This is a genomic window from Streptobacillus felis (assembly GCF_001559775.1).
Lineage (GTDB): Bacteria > Fusobacteriota > Fusobacteriia > Fusobacteriales > Leptotrichiaceae > Streptobacillus > Streptobacillus felis.
In genome coordinates, this window is the sequence record NZ_LOHX01000339.1 from 1 (window position 1) to 15,262 (window position 15,262).

The window sequence follows — 15,262 nt, forward strand, 5'->3', positions numbered from 1 at the left end:
TACTTGTAATATTTATCTTAAATCGTATCAACTTTTTGTAAGTAGTGCTTTTGGCCGACCTATTCATAAATTCTATAACCCTAATGGCCTATTATTCAAATAGGTAATTTTGTGCTACTTGAATATATAAAGTGCATTCTTTTTATATCATTATAATTATTCAATTATTTGAATTAATAAAAATATACACACTTTATTAGAGTTCTAATTTCCTATAGAATAAAAAAACAGTAAACCATTTTTTTGATTTACTGTTTCGTAAGTTGATATGTTATAGTTTTTATTTGGTTGTTTGAGTTAGACAATCTGGAATTTACCTGTAGATATTATCGTCATCTACAATTTAATTTTTATCTACGAATATAATTCAACTCGACAATTCCATTATTTGTTATCGTGTTGATTAATTTCAATTTATGTTCCGCATCATTTTGGCTAAATAATTTTATACCATTCCCTAAAATTGTCGGAATAATGGATATAAGATACTCATCAATCACATCTGAAGAAATGGCTTGTTGAACTAAGTCTGCTCCTCCACATATCCAAATATCTTTTCCTTCAACCCCTTTTAATTTCTTGATCAATTCCTCCAAATTATCACTTGTAAAAATGATCTTATCGGAATCTTGTTGTTCTCGGTGAGTGAAAACATAAGTCAATAAATTGTCATAAACCCAATTATCAGGGGATAACTCAGTTATTATCTGATTGTAAGTATTCCAACCCATCAGAACTGTGTCTATATTTTTTATAAACTCAGAATAGGTACTTTCGTTTTCTAAACAATCTTCATGACCTTGCAGAAAAGCGACACTCCCATTTTTATCAGCAATATAGCCATCTACACTCATAGCTATAAACAGTTTTATTTTTCTCATATCTTAACCTCAACTTCTAATTTTTCTCTCTAAATATTTTAGGATATTATACCATTTTCAGGGCGTTTTTTCCACTGTCAAATTTCCTGCTTGCTATCAAGTCTTTTATAGAAACGGATTGAAAAGAACGGAAGGCGGAATACAAAGCGTCTGTTTTCTTCTATTCTTTCCGCTGGGCTTGCACTACCTTTAACAGCTTATCTTGAAAGGTATCCTTGCTCCTTTTATCAAAATATATCTCGGTTACAAAGGTCTTTCCATTCATCTTTTTTGTTAGAATGCCGTCGGGTTTTCGGGGTGTCGCTCGTTCTTCGTTGGTCTGTGGTTTTTGTTTTTCGGTCATTTAATCCTCCTTTTACTTGCACAAAAAAAGATTTCCTGTACTTCGGAAACCTCTTTTGCTTGGTTGATATTTAGTTTTAGGTTGTTGCTTGTAGCTTCTTTTTTGCTCTATACTCTCTTGCCTTTACTTTTTCATACTCTCGGTACTTTTCAATATTTTTGGCTCGGTATTCTTTGTAATATTCCCTACGATATGCTCGTGATTTTTCTTTCTTGGCTTCTTCGATTTCTTCTCTCATCTGTATCATTTCCTGTTCTGTCGGCTCTATCTGTTTTGTCAGTTCGTTTTCAAATTTTCCGATATAGTTGAAATAGACTTCGATACGCTGAACGGCATATTTTGCTCTTTTGACATCTCGCTCATGCACTACTATTTTACTGATAAATTCATTGATGGCGGTGGGGGTAAGCTCTTCAAAGTCTGAATAGCTTTCTGCCAGTCTTATAAAGTTCTTTGCTCTTTGGTTGGCATTTTCAAATTCAGATAAGTGTTCCTCTATTTTCTCTTGTTCTGCTTTCAAAGTATAATATTCTTCTGCATACTTCCTTGATAGTAATTCATAGCGTTCCCTTTCGATATTTCCCAGTGCATTGTCCTCATACAGCTTATTCATCACTCTTTCTATCTGTTCCATTCGGTCTGTAATTTGCGGGATATGCTTTTTCTGTTTCACTACTTCTTCGGTCTGTTCTTTGGCAAGACTGCTTTTTACCAATACCTCAAATTCTTCTTTATTTTCTAATGAATACTGTGCTATCTTTCGCAAGACCTCTGTGAGATTTTCCATCACATCATCGACATCAATACGGTGGGGAGAATTACATTTCGGGTGTTTGGCTTTGCCTTTAGCGTATTCACTACAATAGGTTACATGCTGTACTTTTCCGCTTTTGTGTATGGTGCGTATGTGCATTTTTGTACCGCAATCTTTGCAATACATCAGTCCCGATAGTGCGTGGATTTCTCCGTCTCCGTTTGGTCTTTTTACAGGTGCGTTTTTTAATATCCTTTGTACATTTTCAAAGGTAATTCTATCTATGATTGGTTCGTGTACATCAGGGATTATTTGCCACTTGTCTTTATCTACATAATGGTTTCTCTTATCTTTATAATGCTTTTCAGTTTTGAAGTTGACTACATCGCCACAATACTCCTGCCTTTTCAGTATGCGTGTTAGGGTTGCTTTGTTCCAGTTATAGCGGTTTTCTTCATTCAGCTTTTTATTTTTCGCTGTTCCTCTGTCTTGCTGTTTTATATAAAAGGTTGGGGTTAGTATTTCTTTTTCTTTCAAGTAAACGGCTATCTGATTGCGGTTTTTCCCCTCCATAAAGAGCGTAAAAATGAGTTTTACGACTTTGGCAGCTTCTTTATCGACGATCCAATAATCTTTGTTGTTTAAGTCTTTTATATAGCCGTATGGAGCTTCTGTTGCAACGGGCTTTCCGTTTGCTCCTTTGGTCTTAATGCCTGTTGTTACTTTCTTGCTGATGTCCCTTGCATACCACTCGGACATAATATTGATAAAGGGGGCAAATTCCAATGTGTTTTGGTCTTGGCTGTCGATACCGTTGTTGATGGCAATAAAGCGTACATTATTTCGTCTGAATATCTCCATAGCGTTTCCTACTTGAAGATAATCTCGTCCCCACCTTGTCATATCTTTCATAATGACAATGCCGATTTTTCCGCTTTCTACATCGCTTATCATCTGTGTATAGGCGGAGCGGTCAAAGAACCTACCGCTTTCATCATCGTCGATATAGTGGCGAATATTCATCAGCTTATGCTGTCTTGCATATCGCTCTAAAAATGCCTTTTGATTTACGATACTATTGCTTTCGCCACCGTCCCTGTCCTCATCACCAACTGAAAGGCGGGAGTATAGTGCTGTGATTTTATTTGTGTATTCTATCATGGCGTTATCCTCCTTTTTTGTGTCTATATATCACTCCTTTACAGTTAATATTATGCAACCCATCTTGCTGAACCATATTCTGTGCCTTGTCTGAACTTCTTTGCGTTTTTGCCTTTGGTATAGATAATAAATTTAATCACTACTACAAATAATATTCCTAAAGATATATCTATTATATCAAAGCTAGGAACAAAACTCATCTCATTTATATCAAGTATAGCTTGAAATACTCTATCAAAAACATCCCCACCATAATATCTATTCACAAGGCTTGTAAAGATATTTCCTAAATAAAAAAATACAAGATAAGGAGCATTTTGCTTTAGAAATGTCTTTTTATCTCGTATTTTAACTAAGTTTTTTATATCTTTTATGATTTCACTTACTATCTTCACATATTACCTCCAACTACAAACTCTGTTCCTTTTGCTTGTTTTTAATCTTATCTTTATCATCAAACATAGCTTTTGATTTTTCTTGAAACTCTTTAATTTTCTTGATTGTCGATTCTTTTCTATCATATTTTTTCTCAGCATTTTCAACTGCTTTTGTCAGTGCTTTTTCCATAACTTTTGTATCTTTCGCTTGATAAAATACTGAGTATTCACCAGTTTCCTTATCTTTCATGATAGAAAAATTGACACCATAACGATTTAATAACTTTTTCAGTTCTTTTAGTTCTCCTTTAGGAAGACTTAAATGTTCTAGCTGACCCTTCTTTACCATCTGGTTTAATGGTTTAGCATTTGATTTAAACTTATCATCAATGAATTTATCTAGTTTTTGCTGTTTTTCATTTGCCTTACTAATAATTAACTTGATTGCTTTGATTACTTCTCTAGCTGTTGCTTTTGCAATTCTTGTCTCAATGGTTATGAGTTTATTTGCTATTTCTTCATTTATCACGTTATCCCTCCTTTACCAATGTTTTGGGTCGTAATTCACTTTATTTGTGTAATACGAATCAATGGTGCTAGGTGTGTTAAAAGCTGAGGTTAGAATAAATGCCCTTATATTTCTAACTTCTTGGTCATGGTCTTTTAACACAAATATTAGATGTTCCAAATGAGAATGTTCAAGTTCTAAAAATCTCTCTTTAATCACACTTGCCCTCATATTCATTTGATTAACCTTAACAATTTCATCGTCATCTAATACCAATACATCAGCAAGCACCTTTAAAATTTGATCAATATCTTCTGCTCTAAATGTATTCCCAACTTCTAGATGATCGTAATATCCAGTATTTTGTCTTAATATTTCTAAATAATCTTTGTAGCTTTTTTTATGTTGTCCATCCATCCGTCCATCTTTCCATTTACTAGATAATATACTTTGTTCATAGCTATTATTTTTCTGTGTTAGTTGCTCAGAGGGAATGATGGAAGGATTTGTAGAAATATCTGTAGTAATATCTGTAGAATTCTTTGTAGTAATCTCTGGTAATGGTTGGGGCAAATTGCCCTCTTGCATTAGGTCATTTTGCATAAATGCATTGGTGCAATCTGCACTTTTGCATTGGGTCATTTTGAACTGTTCCATTGGGTCATTTTGACCTAATGCATTGGTTACTTGTTCATAACCTACTGAGTTATCCACATTTTCATGTAATGCTTGTATCTCTTTTTCTTTTTTCTTTTCTTCTATTTCTTGATACAACTTTAATAATTTCTCATTATTTATTGTGTACCATTTTGTTTTATCTCTTGGATATTTATTAAAATTGCCAGTAATTAAATAACCTTGCTTTTCAAGTTTTGCAAAAGTTCTTTTTACTGTTTCTACACTCATGTAGTCAAAGTCATTTTCTTGCCAACTACGAATGGAATTGTAAGTCCAGTACCTACCTTCATAAAAGTTATTTCCAGTCTTTTTATTTATTTCTATCCAATAATTGATTTGTTGTAGTATTAGTGCTTCGTTTAATCCAATCTCTCTAGCAAGTGTTTTATTCGCTATTATTGGATGTTCATCAAATAAATACATACTCATTATTTACCTCCTCTTTACAAAGAAAAAGACAAGTAGTCTTTCTCTACTTGTCTTTCGTTAATTTATACTTGGTTTTAATAATCTTATTTAAGATTACTTTATATTTTTACTATACTAATTCACTTTTTATTTCCTCAAATGTTCCTCTAACAGATGAACCACTATTTTCATATTTTTCTAATAACTTAACTAGTAATTCATCATCTGATGGAATTTCTGGAATCCATAACATATAATCATCTTCCCCATATTTAAAAACCATGTTTACTAATTCCATTTATAACCTCCTATTGAATAGCTTTAATTTTATTAATCATTTTATTTTTTAGAATTCTGTATAAACTATTTTTTCTTATCCTCTAATTTTTTCAAATTTCCTTGATTTAATCTTTCTAAAGATACCATTTGATTTCTAGCAAGTTTTCTAAGTTCTATCATTCTCTCTTTTTGTTCTAAGCCTTTCTCAATTAGGATAGCATTGTAGCTTTCCATATTGGCTAATACGAGTAATTCATTTAAACTTGCATAGTCTCTCATATTGCCTTTTAGATTTTGATTTTCATCTCTCCACTGTTTAGCTGTTTTATTAAACAAGGTAACATTTAACATATCTGCTTCACTTGCATATTTAAATCCTAATTGACTATCTGTTAAATCATTTAGAAGATATGTTTGGATGGCATCTGTATGAATCTTATAGTTAATTTTTGAGATTTCACGATGTAAGTTCCAAGTAAGTGATAATCTTGATGTCTCATCTTCTTTCAATCTTTGATAATCTTTAATAATATAAAGTTCAAATTCAGCTGATATCCAAGAAGCAAATTTAAAAGCAATATCTTTGTGTGCAAAAGTTCCACCACCTCTACCAACTTTGACAAATAAGCCTTTAGCATTGGTAGTTGTTGCCCATTTCTGTGGTGATAATGTAAACGCATTGCTTCCTGCTTCTTTTAAAAACCCCTCGAATTCGAGGGGGTTAAATTCTGGATTATTTAACTTCTCCCAAATTCCTAGATATTCAATCGTATTGAAATTTCTCATCCAGTTTGCTACGACAACATTAGGTTCTTCTTTATTCTTATATTTTGCAATATCCGTTAAAGATATATAATCATTTTTGAAGTCTTCCGTATAGATTTGTATTTCAAATCCTTTTGCCTCGATTGTTTCTTTTTTAATTTTTGACAAAACTTATTTCTCCTTTCTGCCTATGTGTTGTTTACAATCATCTAACTATTAGATAACTCTAAACAACACATAGATTACTATTTTTTAGAGTTTTAATATTTTGTAGAAGCACTAAAACCCTTGATTTTATTAGACTTTTTACCACTGTCATAATTATGACATAAGACCCCTCTAATGTCAAGGGTATGACACTATTTTTTATAGTGCTATGAAACATATCTTTGTACCTAACTATCCAACTTTCCATTTAATTTTAATTATATCTTAATTTTCAATTATATCGCAATTTTCATGATATTTGAATCTCTAAAAAGTAAAAGAGAGTGATTTCTCACTCCCTAATCTTAGTCAACATATTCTATTTCAATAATTTCTCCATCTTTCACATAAATACTTCTAAAATTTTCTTGAACTATCTCTCTAGTTAATTTTGTGAAAGATTGACTTTCTTGTTGTTGAGCAGTAGCAGATAAACTATCTTTTAAAAATTCTATTTCACTATCATATTTTGATTTTAATGAAATAAACTTCTCTCTTGATATTTTCCCTAACTTAAACTTCTCATAAGATAAGTCTTTTTGCTTTTCAAGATCGCTTATTTGTTTTACCAAAGCATCCTTTTTTGCTTCTGTAGATTTAAACTTACTTTCTTTAATTTCCAACTTATCTTTAAGTAGTTCAAAAGCTTTATCTTCTAATTTATCAGCTCTTATGCTATTACTCTCACTACCTCTTTGGGGACATATTCTACATCTAAAGTAAAATAGCTCATAAGGACTTCCATCTTTTTTCTTTCTTCGTGTTGTCTGACAAGTTAAGATATGACCACAGGTGCTACATCTCACAATAGATTGCAGTGGAGATTTTTTATACCATTCAAAATCTGTATTCTTTTTCTCCATAAACTGATTTTTCTCTTTTAGATTTCTAACTTTTTCAAAATCTTCCATAGAAATAATAGCTTCATGATTATTAGGCACTCTCTCCCATTCATCTTTTGGTAAAAATCTAGCTTTATTTCCACCTATTTCTGTTTTAGGATGCATATTAAATACATAAGTACCTGTGTAGTTTTCATTCATCAAGATATCTGTGATCGTTCCATTTGTCCAAGAATACTTTTTCCCTTTATAATCGAGTATATTGTACGAGTAATCCATGTTGGTTAATTTCTTCTTTCTAATGCTAGGTACAATATGTCCTTCCTCATTCATTAGTAGAGCAATTTTTCTAGTAGATAATCCGTCTAAATATAGACTAAATATTTTCTTTACTACTGGAGCTACTACCTCATCAACAACAATACTATATTTATCATTTGGATCTTTCATATATCCATAAGGTGGACTCCAAGCAAGATACTTACCTTGTTTCTTTTGTATTGTCATAGAAGTCTTAACTTTATCTGAAACATCCTTAGAATAAAAATCATAGAGTAAACTTCTAAACTGGATATCTAAATCCGTTCCATTTCCTTTTTCTTTGAAGCTATCGTATCTGTCATTGATTGAAACAAATCTTACGTTTAAAAATGGAAAAATATTTTCAATATATTCGCCTATTAAAATATATTCTCTTAGAAACCTTGATAAGTCTTTTACGATGATACAATTAATCTTTCCTTGTTTTACATCGTCCATTAGCTTTGTAAAACTTGGTCTATTGATATTTGTTCCTGAATACCCATCATCAATGTATTCTACTTTTTCATAACTTCTTAATTCACTATCTTTCACGATATAATCTGTAATAAGTAGTCTTTGGCTAGAGATACTTTCGCTTTCAATCCTATCTCCAAATTCTTCAACAGATATTCTCATATACAAGGTAACTTTATTCATTTATGTTACCTCCTAGCATTTTCTCTAGCGAAAAGGTAAATACAATTTTAAATTCTTTTTTATTCTTGATAATAATCTTTTCAACTAACGCCTCAATTAAATCTCTGGATAATCGTTCCTCCCTAGTTGCCAAGTATAAATTCTCAATCCATTTTATGGACTTTTCTAATTCAACTTCTAATAGTTTATACTTATCTTCAAATTCTACTCGTTCTAATTTAAAATTATTGATATGATTTGATGTAATTTCTCTTCTTAAACGATACTTTTTTAAACTAAGCTTATTTTCCTTATATTTTTCATAGGAGTTTTTAAGTTCAGTTTCTTCTCTATCTATCTTCTTTTCTAGCTTCTTTAATTTGTCATCAATAGATTTTAAGCTCTTATCATATCTAATTTTCACTCGCTCCATTAGTCTTTCTTTTGATGTATTAGAGGCAATCAAAGACCTTACTATCTCTGTTAGATTTTTATCAATAACTTTTTCAGTTATATGAATATTAGGCTCTTCTTTTAGCTTTCCAGTAGACCTTTCATTTCTAAAGATATAATGAAATCTATCTTTATTTTTTCCGTAGATAACAAGTCTTCTGTAAAGTTCTTTTCCTGAGTAAAAGCTAAATACTTTTCCTTTAAATCTATTTTCTGGGTCTCTATCAAAATCATGTTGCTTCCTAGAAAAGTAGCTTAAGTCTTTTCTTTCTTTTCTACCCTCTAATATTTTTTGATGCTCTTCTTCCGTTATGATAGGCTCATGAGCATTTTCAAAAATGATATATTCATCTTCCCTTGCGAAATGCCATTTTATACCTTTGGCAAGATTTTGTTGTTTAACTCCTTGTACTAATTTCCCAGTATAGGCAAGTTTCGTTAATATCTTTGAAATACTACCCTTACTCCATTCGGGATCAACAGGAAGTTTTTTTAATCTTCCAGTCTTATAGTAAACCATAGGCGTTGTATAGCCTTTGGTGTTAAAGATTTTAGCAACTTCAAATTGAGATAAACCACTTAGAGTTAAATCAAACATCTCTCTAGCTATGGTGCAAGTATCTTCATCTAACTCTAGCTTCTGTCCTTCTTTTGGTTTAACAACCTTATATCCATAAGGTGGAACAGAACCGATAAAGTATCCATTCTTCGCACGATTTTCTTTTGCTGATTTAATCTTGACTGAAATGTCTTTTGCATACAAATCATTGATGATATTTTTTAAAGTTACTTCAAAGGACTTTTTAGAATCTGTGTTATTTAAGGTATCTAACTTATCATTGACAGAGATAAATCGAACTCCTAAAAATGGAAATACTTTATCAATGAGTCTACCCATTTCTAAATATTCACGTCCAAGTCATGATAAGTCTCTTATGATAATACAGTTAATTCTTCTACTTTTGATATCGTCCATCATTCTAATAAATGATGGTCTTTCAAAATTTGTTCCACTATATTCATAGTCGGTATAAACATCAACAATATCTATGTTCTCTTTTAAGGAATACTCTTTACAAGCAATCGTCTGTGTTTCAATAGAATACGATTTACTTCTGTATTCCTCACTTCTTTCAACCCCTATGGTTAAGGGGAACATATCCAACATTGGCTCTCGTTTGTGGGAATATATCAACGGTTTTGTCTGTTCGTGAGAACATATCAACTCAAATCATTTCATGGTTAATCCCTTATCAATGGCTTCCTGAATAATCTTATGACAACATACCCCCAAAGGATTGTTTTCCTTACAAAGTGAATTTTTCATTGCCCCAGTTATGGCATTTACTTCTTTAACGGTTTTCGCACCATGCTTTACAACTACTTCAATTACCTGATCTTCTGTGACTTTGCTGCAATAACAAGCATACTTAGGATCTTCATCTTTCTTAAACCAGATAGGAACCCTAACTTGGTCTTTTAAGAATTTTATTTCTTTATCTAAGTTATAGTAAATAACGTCGCAGTCATCATTCATGCATATCTTATATTGATCTCCATCAACGGCATTACGATAATCATTTGTCACCAAGTGTTCAACGGTTATCCTACTAACTGTTACTCCTTCATTATTACAGACAGGGCAACTCTCCTTTGTTCTATTTAAATTTTGTGTGATACATTCACAGCAACATTCATCAATAACTTTCAATTACATAACCTCCATATCTTTAAAACCATTTAATTCAAGGTAAATCCCAACCAATTTTCATTTATAGTTTTTAAATAAAAAAATACCCCTTGATTGTATCGTCAATTATCGGTATCATTCAAGGGGTGAATAGGAAAAATAGTTTATAGATTCTTTACATTCAAAGCTCTAAAAGCATTTAATACTGCGATGATAGTTACACCTACATCTGCAAATATAGCTGCCCACATAGTAGTTATTCCAAAAGCACTCAAAATAAGAACAATTATTTTTATTCCAATTGCAAATACTATGTTTTGATGTGCAATTTTTAGTGTCTTTTTAGAAATCTTCATTGTAGTAGCAATTTTCGATGGCTCATCAGTCATAATTACAACATCAGCAGCTTCAATGGCCGCATCAGAACCTAAACCTCCCATTGCTATTCCAATGTCTGCACGAGCTAATACAGGTGCATCATTGATTCCGTCACCAACAAAGGCAAGTTTACCTTTTTTAGATTTTTGCGAAAATAATTCTTCTAGTTTTTCAACTTTGTCTGCTGGCAACAGTTCTGCATAAACCTTATCAAGACCAAGCTCTTTAGCAACTTTTGAACCAATACTTTTATTATCACCTGTCAACATAACTGTTTGTTTAATATTAGCTGCCTTAAGTTCCTTGATTGCTTGTGCTGAATCTTCCTTTACCTCATCGGCAATTACAATGTAACCTATATATTTGTTATTAACAGCAACATGTACAATAGTACCGATCAGCTCTCCCTTGAAATAAGTGATATCCATCATTTTCATAAGTTTGATATTTCCTGCCATAACCTTTTTGCCATCTACTGTTGCAATAACACCATGACCTGATATCTCTTCTACATCTGAAATACGTCCATTGTCTATTTCTTTGCTATATGCACGTTTCAGTGAAAGTGAAATCGGATGATTGGAATAGCTTTCCGCATGTGCAGTTAATTCTAGTAGCTCTTCTTTGGAAACTCCTTCTGGATGAATTTCCTGTACATTAAATACACCTTTCGTTAGTGTTCCAGTTTTATCAAAAACAACAATTTCAGTTTCTGCTAATGCCTCTAAATAATTACTACCCTTGACTAAAACACCTTTTTTTGAGGCTCCACCTATTCCACCGAAGAAACTCAAAGGAATTGAAATAACTAAAGCACACGGACAGGATACCACAAGGAATGCTAGTGCTCTATATATCCAATCACTAAAAGTCGCCCCGTCTATAACAAGAGGTGGTATAATAGCTAGAAAAACTGCAATTATAACCACAACCGGTGTATAATATCTCGCAAACTTCGTAATAAATTGTTCTGAATTGGATTTTTTACTACTTGCATTTTCAACTAAATCAAGAATTTTACTTACAGTAGATTCCCCAAATTCCTTGGTAACCTCTGCTGTAATAACCCCATTAATGTTGATGCACCCACTTAGGATATCACTTCCAACTTCTACTTCACGAGGAACAGATTCGCCTGTTAGTGCCGATGTATCAATCATTGAACTTCCCTCAATTACCTTACCATCAAGAGGAATTTTTTCTCCTGCTTTAATTACAATAATATCTCCAATTTGTACTTCATCTGGGTCAACTTTGACAAGTTCATCACCTTTTTTAACATTTGCATAATCTGGTCGAATATCCATAAGGCTTGCAATTGACTTTCTCGACTTGCCAACTGCATAGCTTTGAAACAGTTCTCCAACTTGATAAAACAGCATAACTGCAACACCTTCAGGATACTCACCAATAAAAAATGCACCAATTGTTGCAATACTCATTAAAAAATTTTCATCGAAAACTTGACCTTTAAAAATATTTTTTACAGCTCTTTTTACAACATCTCCACCTACAATAATGTAACTTATTATAAAGAAAGCAATCTGTAACCATTCGTTATTTAAACTAAGCAATACTGCTGTAGCTAACACGGCTGCACCAATAATTATTCGCCATAGTCGTTTTGTCATACTAAATATCCTCCTTTAAGCCTTTTTCATAGTTGTATCGGGTTCGATTTTTTTAACTATTTTTTCGGCCTCTCCTATTATTGTTGGCATTTTTTCATCCTCACCATCAATAACAAGTTTTGTAGTCATAAAGTTAACAGTAGCTTCTTTCACTCCATCAAGCTCATTAATAGCCTTTTCCATTTTTGCCGCGCAATTTGCACAATCTAAACCTTCAAGTATAAATTTCTTTTTCATTATTAAATCCTCCTAAATATTATTTGTAATTTTATTTTGAATACTACAAGTCTTTTTCAAATTTTCTTGAAGCATTGCTCATTTGAAATGAAGACTTAAATGTATGCCCAAATATCTTCAAAAAACATTCTATTCTACCGCATTACTACTTCTCGTTGATATGAATTAGACCTTGGTCAAATATTTCTCTTACATGATCATCAACTAATGAATAATATACTACTTTGCCTTCTTTTCTGTTTTTCACTAAATTAGCTTGTTTTAAGACTCTCAGCTGATGGGAAATTGCTGATTGTGTCATGTTAAGTAATACAGCGATATCACAAACACACATTTCAGCTTCATGTAAAGCCCATAATATCCTGATTCGTGTTGAATCTCCAAATACTTTAAATAATTCTGCTAGATCATAAAGGCTTTCTTCTTGAGGCATTTTATCTATAACTTGATTTACAATATCCTCATGAATTACATTGCAGTCACATCTTTCAATTGAATTAAATTTTTTAGTCATATTATCACCTCTTTTTAAATCATTTCATCTGATTACTTGGACAAGCATTCATACGTTGTATATTTATTATATTATTTTTTTCTCTTGTGTCAATAGTTATATGAGCATTTATTCAAGTTTTTTTTATATTATTTAAAATATCTCAAAAACATCTACTAAGACATTAGTACAGTCCTTTCTAGGTATCCTGTTACATACATATCCTTTAAACAATTCCTTAAAAATAAAGACTTCTCCTTCGTACAAGTTTTCGGTTTCTTTAATAGCTTCATCTAACAGCTTATTATATCACTCATGTGGTCAACTCCTTATCAATAACCTTATAAACAACATTTTTGATAATATCACATGTATAAATCATGTAAAAGCCAATGCAAAAACCGCCAATCAAGAGAACCTAACTCTTAATTGACGGTTTATATTAGTATTAAATCATACTTCCATTTCAATTCCAGATTTAAAGCATATTACAAAGTGGTCATCATAAACACTAACATTCTGGATAATCTTCCTTACTAGGGTATCATCATAACGTGTAACCATTACTGGAACATAAGCTATAAATTTCGTATTTAAAATGTCCGTTATTTGCAGTTAATATGTTGGGTACATTTTCTAGCACAAAATACTTCAGTCTAACAACACTAACTGCCTCAAAAAAATATTTAAATAAATAATTACGTGGATCATCCATTATTTTTCTTTTCCCTTTTTGAGAAAATCCTTGACAAGGTGGTCCCCCAACAATTACGTCTATATTTTTATACTCATTAAAAACATCATCAATATCTAATTTTGAAATATCTTCATTAATCATTTTCACTTTAGGATGATTTTTTTTATAAGAATTAGCTATAAAATAGTCAACTTCATTTGCTAAAACAATTTCAAATCCTGAGTCGAAAAATCCTTTAGATAGTCCACCAACTCCAGAAAACAAATCAATAACTTGTCTTTTCATCTTCTACCCTCATATTAGCTAATTTAGCATATTTTTCTTCTAATTCAACACCGATAAAATTTCTATTTAATCTATAGCTTGCAATTGCAGAAGAACCGCTTCCTAGAAATGTATCTACTGCTAAATCGCCCTCATTTGAAAGCAATCTTATAAAATGTTCGAATAATATAATGGGCTTTTGTGTTGGATGTTTACCTAATTTCTTTTCCCTAGCAGTCGTGACAGATGTTTCAATATAGTCTAGAACCAATTTACCTTTATTATTGAATGCTCCTGTTTTTGTTTTATAAGTAAAATATATCCAGCACTCATTTGAATTAACAAAATGTAAATTCATATTTCTAGGCATTGGATTTGTTTTGTGCCAAATTCCAGTGGTTTTATAATAAAAACCAAATTCATTTGCTATTTCAACAAGAGTTTCAACCCTTAATATTGACATAAAAACTATCATGGAAGCACCATTCTTAAGTATACTACTTGATTCTTTAAAAACAATCTCATATGATCTTTCCAATCATTAAAATCTAAATCATCCCAACCAGCAGCACCAAAAAAATTAGAACGCATTTTTTGTATATTTGTATCTCTCCCGTTCATGAAATTCGCAATATTATATGGAGGATCTGTAATAATTAAATCAACCGTAGATGAGTCTAACTTCCTCAATTCTTCTATGCATTCTCCATTTATTATTTCAATCATTTTTAATACACTCCATAATTTCTGATATGTCGCAATCCAATGCATCACAAATTCTGAGCAAAATATCGGTAGTTACATTCTCACCATTCTTTAATTTATAAAATGTACTCTTACTTACATTTGCTTTTTCCATAAGCTCATTATGTTGCATATCTAAATCAATAAGTTTTTTAAATAACCTTTTATAACTTAATTCCATATAACCTCCAAGATTATTTTTTCGATAGCTAATCTCGCACATATATACATTAAAAAAATACTTATGTTTGTTATTACATACAAATTTATTATAACATTAACTATAGGTTATTTTCAATCAATTGATACATCACTTTAAAAAAGCAAAAAATAAAGGCAGTCCGGAGACTACCGATATTTATCTCTCTGTACCTTTGCTATGTTCTTTCTTATTAGACTTAGTTTTGTCATCTATCTTAAAGATTTTCCTGAGTTTGTCAGTTGATAAATATAAAAAAAGGTGATTCGGGATTTTAAAAAAAATCCTTGAATCACCTCTTTCTTTTCTGTATAATTAAGTTACCACACCACAT

At 31.5% G+C, this 15,262-nt stretch carries 20 protein-coding genes; all 20 read right to left on the bottom strand.

The genetic code is table 11. The features are described 5' to 3' along the window. Window positions 1–350: 350 nt before the first annotated feature. The 20 genes from AYC60_RS07950 to AYC60_RS08030 all read right to left on the bottom strand — a co-directional run bounded on the left by AYC60_RS07950 (window position 351) and on the right by AYC60_RS08030 (window position 14,910). Entirely contained in the window at window positions 351–881 is a 531-nt protein-coding gene (locus AYC60_RS07950) for a dihydrofolate reductase family protein (protein WP_067323338.1), read from the bottom strand. Between the two features lie 160 nt (window positions 882–1,041). Beyond that, window positions 1,042–1,224, bottom strand: a complete 183-nt coding sequence (locus AYC60_RS07955) for a transposase (protein WP_067323341.1) — start codon at window positions 1,222–1,224, stop codon at window positions 1,042–1,044. A 76-nt stretch (window positions 1,225–1,300) separates the two neighbouring features. After that, window positions 1,301–3,139 carry a recombinase family protein gene (locus AYC60_RS07960; RefSeq protein ID WP_067323344.1) on the bottom strand — a complete coding sequence of 613 codons (1,839 nt, stop codon included), beginning with the start codon at window positions 3,137–3,139 and terminating at the stop codon, window positions 1,301–1,303. A gap of 50 nt (window positions 3,140–3,189) precedes the next feature. Next, on the bottom strand, window positions 3,190–3,534 hold the full coding sequence (locus AYC60_RS07965; protein WP_067323346.1) for a hypothetical protein: 345 nt from the start codon (window positions 3,532–3,534) through the stop codon (window positions 3,190–3,192). A 13-nt stretch (window positions 3,535–3,547) separates the two neighbouring features. After that, window positions 3,548–4,045: a PcfB family protein gene (locus tag AYC60_RS07970; protein ID WP_067323349.1), complete on the bottom strand. Its 498-nt coding sequence runs from the start codon at window positions 4,043–4,045 to the stop codon at window positions 3,548–3,550. Between the two features lie 12 nt (window positions 4,046–4,057). Next, window positions 4,058–5,131 carry a DUF6017 domain-containing protein gene (locus AYC60_RS07975; RefSeq protein ID WP_067323352.1) on the bottom strand — a complete coding sequence of 358 codons (1,074 nt, stop codon included), beginning with the start codon at window positions 5,129–5,131 and terminating at the stop codon, window positions 4,058–4,060. Between the two features lie 109 nt (window positions 5,132–5,240). After that, the gene (locus tag AYC60_RS08725) at window positions 5,241–5,408 is read right to left on the bottom strand and encodes a hypothetical protein (RefSeq protein ID WP_156447714.1); all 168 of its coding nucleotides are present in this window, start codon (window positions 5,406–5,408) and stop codon (window positions 5,241–5,243) included. A 65-nt stretch (window positions 5,409–5,473) separates the two neighbouring features. After that, window positions 5,474–6,322 carry a KilA-N domain-containing protein gene (locus AYC60_RS07980; RefSeq protein ID WP_067323354.1) on the bottom strand — a complete coding sequence of 283 codons (849 nt, stop codon included), beginning with the start codon at window positions 6,320–6,322 and terminating at the stop codon, window positions 5,474–5,476. Window positions 6,323–6,666: 344 nt separating this feature from the next. After that, window positions 6,667–8,163: a recombinase family protein gene (locus tag AYC60_RS07985; RefSeq protein WP_067323357.1), complete on the bottom strand. Its 1,497-nt coding sequence runs from the start codon at window positions 8,161–8,163 to the stop codon at window positions 6,667–6,669. Beyond that, entirely contained in the window at window positions 8,156–9,493 is a 1,338-nt protein-coding gene (locus AYC60_RS07990) for a recombinase family protein (RefSeq protein WP_067323360.1), read from the bottom strand. Before AYC60_RS07990 ends, AYC60_RS07985 begins: the two co-directional genes overlap by 8 nt. A 21-nt stretch (window positions 9,494–9,514) precedes the next feature. Continuing rightward, window positions 9,515–9,754: a recombinase family protein gene (locus AYC60_RS08730; RefSeq protein ID WP_197417017.1), complete on the bottom strand. Its 240-nt coding sequence runs from the start codon at window positions 9,752–9,754 to the stop codon at window positions 9,515–9,517. Between the two features lie 72 nt (window positions 9,755–9,826). Beyond that, on the bottom strand, window positions 9,827–10,306 hold the full coding sequence (locus tag AYC60_RS07995) for a Csac_0668 family 2Fe-2S cluster-binding (seleno)protein (RefSeq protein WP_067323363.1): 480 nt from the start codon (window positions 10,304–10,306) through the stop codon (window positions 9,827–9,829). A 143-nt stretch (window positions 10,307–10,449) separates the two neighbouring features. Beyond that, on the bottom strand, window positions 10,450–12,294 hold the full coding sequence (locus AYC60_RS08000) for a heavy metal translocating P-type ATPase (RefSeq protein ID WP_067323365.1): 1,845 nt from the start codon (window positions 12,292–12,294) through the stop codon (window positions 10,450–10,452). A 15-nt stretch (window positions 12,295–12,309) separates the two neighbouring features. Then, window positions 12,310–12,531: a cation transporter gene (locus AYC60_RS09220; protein ID WP_067323368.1), complete on the bottom strand. Its 222-nt coding sequence runs from the start codon at window positions 12,529–12,531 to the stop codon at window positions 12,310–12,312. Between the two features lie 145 nt (window positions 12,532–12,676). Continuing rightward, entirely contained in the window at window positions 12,677–13,045 is a 369-nt protein-coding gene (locus tag AYC60_RS08010; protein WP_067323372.1) for an ArsR/SmtB family transcription factor, read from the bottom strand. 132 nt (window positions 13,046–13,177) lie between these two features. Continuing rightward, window positions 13,178–13,324, bottom strand: a complete 147-nt coding sequence (locus AYC60_RS08735) for a DUF1413 domain-containing protein (protein WP_156447716.1) — start codon at window positions 13,322–13,324, stop codon at window positions 13,178–13,180. Window positions 13,325–13,571: 247 nt separating this feature from the next. Next, window positions 13,572–14,006 (bottom strand): DNA cytosine methyltransferase, encoded by a 435-nt coding sequence (locus tag AYC60_RS08015; RefSeq protein ID WP_067323375.1) that lies wholly within the window; start codon window positions 14,004–14,006, stop codon window positions 13,572–13,574. After that, the gene (locus AYC60_RS08020) at window positions 13,987–14,460 is read right to left on the bottom strand and encodes a DNA-methyltransferase (RefSeq protein ID WP_231724642.1); all 474 of its coding nucleotides are present in this window, start codon (window positions 14,458–14,460) and stop codon (window positions 13,987–13,989) included. Before AYC60_RS08020 ends, AYC60_RS08015 begins: the two co-directional genes overlap by 20 nt. Beyond that, window positions 14,457–14,711, bottom strand: a complete 255-nt coding sequence (locus tag AYC60_RS08025) for a class I SAM-dependent methyltransferase (protein WP_067323381.1) — start codon at window positions 14,709–14,711, stop codon at window positions 14,457–14,459. The genes AYC60_RS08020 and AYC60_RS08025 overlap by 4 nt, the downstream gene beginning before the upstream one ends. Continuing rightward, window positions 14,704–14,910: a helix-turn-helix domain-containing protein gene (locus AYC60_RS08030; RefSeq protein ID WP_067323383.1), complete on the bottom strand. Its 207-nt coding sequence runs from the start codon at window positions 14,908–14,910 to the stop codon at window positions 14,704–14,706. The genes AYC60_RS08025 and AYC60_RS08030 overlap by 8 nt, the downstream gene beginning before the upstream one ends. Window positions 14,911–15,262: the final 352 nt, after the last annotated feature.

Excerpts from the sequence above, each read along its gene's own strand:
- AYC60_RS08730 (WP_197417017.1), bottom strand. The coding sequence starts at position 9,754 with ATGTTCCCCTTAACCATAGGGGTTGAAAGAAGTGAGGAATACAGAAGT.
- AYC60_RS08015 (WP_067323375.1), bottom strand. The coding sequence starts at position 14,006 with ATGAAAAGACAAGTTATTGATTTGTTTTCTGGAGTTGGTGGACTATCT.
- AYC60_RS09220 (WP_067323368.1), bottom strand. The coding sequence starts at position 12,531 with ATGAAAAAGAAATTTATACTTGAAGGTTTAGATTGTGCAAATTGCGCG.
- AYC60_RS08020 (WP_231724642.1), bottom strand. The coding sequence starts at position 14,460 with ATGATAGTTTTTATGTCAATATTAAGGGTTGAAACTCTTGTTGAAATA.
- AYC60_RS08025 (WP_067323381.1), bottom strand. The coding sequence starts at position 14,711 with ATGATTGAAATAATAAATGGAGAATGCATAGAAGAATTGAGGAAGTTA.
- AYC60_RS07955 (WP_067323341.1), bottom strand. The coding sequence starts at position 1,224 with ATGACCGAAAAACAAAAACCACAGACCAACGAAGAACGAGCGACACCC.
- AYC60_RS07975 (WP_067323352.1), bottom strand. The coding sequence starts at position 5,131 with ATGAGTATGTATTTATTTGATGAACATCCAATAATAGCGAATAAAACA.
- AYC60_RS08725 (WP_156447714.1), bottom strand. The coding sequence starts at position 5,408 with ATGGAATTAGTAAACATGGTTTTTAAATATGGGGAAGATGATTATATG.
- AYC60_RS07985 (WP_067323357.1), bottom strand. The coding sequence starts at position 8,163 with ATGAATAAAGTTACCTTGTATATGAGAATATCTGTTGAAGAATTTGGA.
- AYC60_RS08000 (WP_067323365.1), bottom strand. The coding sequence starts at position 12,294 with ATGACAAAACGACTATGGCGAATAATTATTGGTGCAGCCGTGTTAGCT.
- AYC60_RS07960 (WP_067323344.1), bottom strand. The coding sequence starts at position 3,139 with ATGATAGAATACACAAATAAAATCACAGCACTATACTCCCGCCTTTCA.
- AYC60_RS07990 (WP_067323360.1), bottom strand. The coding sequence starts at position 9,493 with ATGGGTAGACTCATTGATAAAGTATTTCCATTTTTAGGAGTTCGATTT.
- AYC60_RS07950 (WP_067323338.1), bottom strand. The coding sequence starts at position 881 with ATGAGAAAAATAAAACTGTTTATAGCTATGAGTGTAGATGGCTATATT.
- AYC60_RS08010 (WP_067323372.1), bottom strand. The coding sequence starts at position 13,045 with ATGACTAAAAAATTTAATTCAATTGAAAGATGTGACTGCAATGTAATT.
- AYC60_RS08030 (WP_067323383.1), bottom strand. The coding sequence starts at position 14,910 with ATGGAATTAAGTTATAAAAGGTTATTTAAAAAACTTATTGATTTAGAT.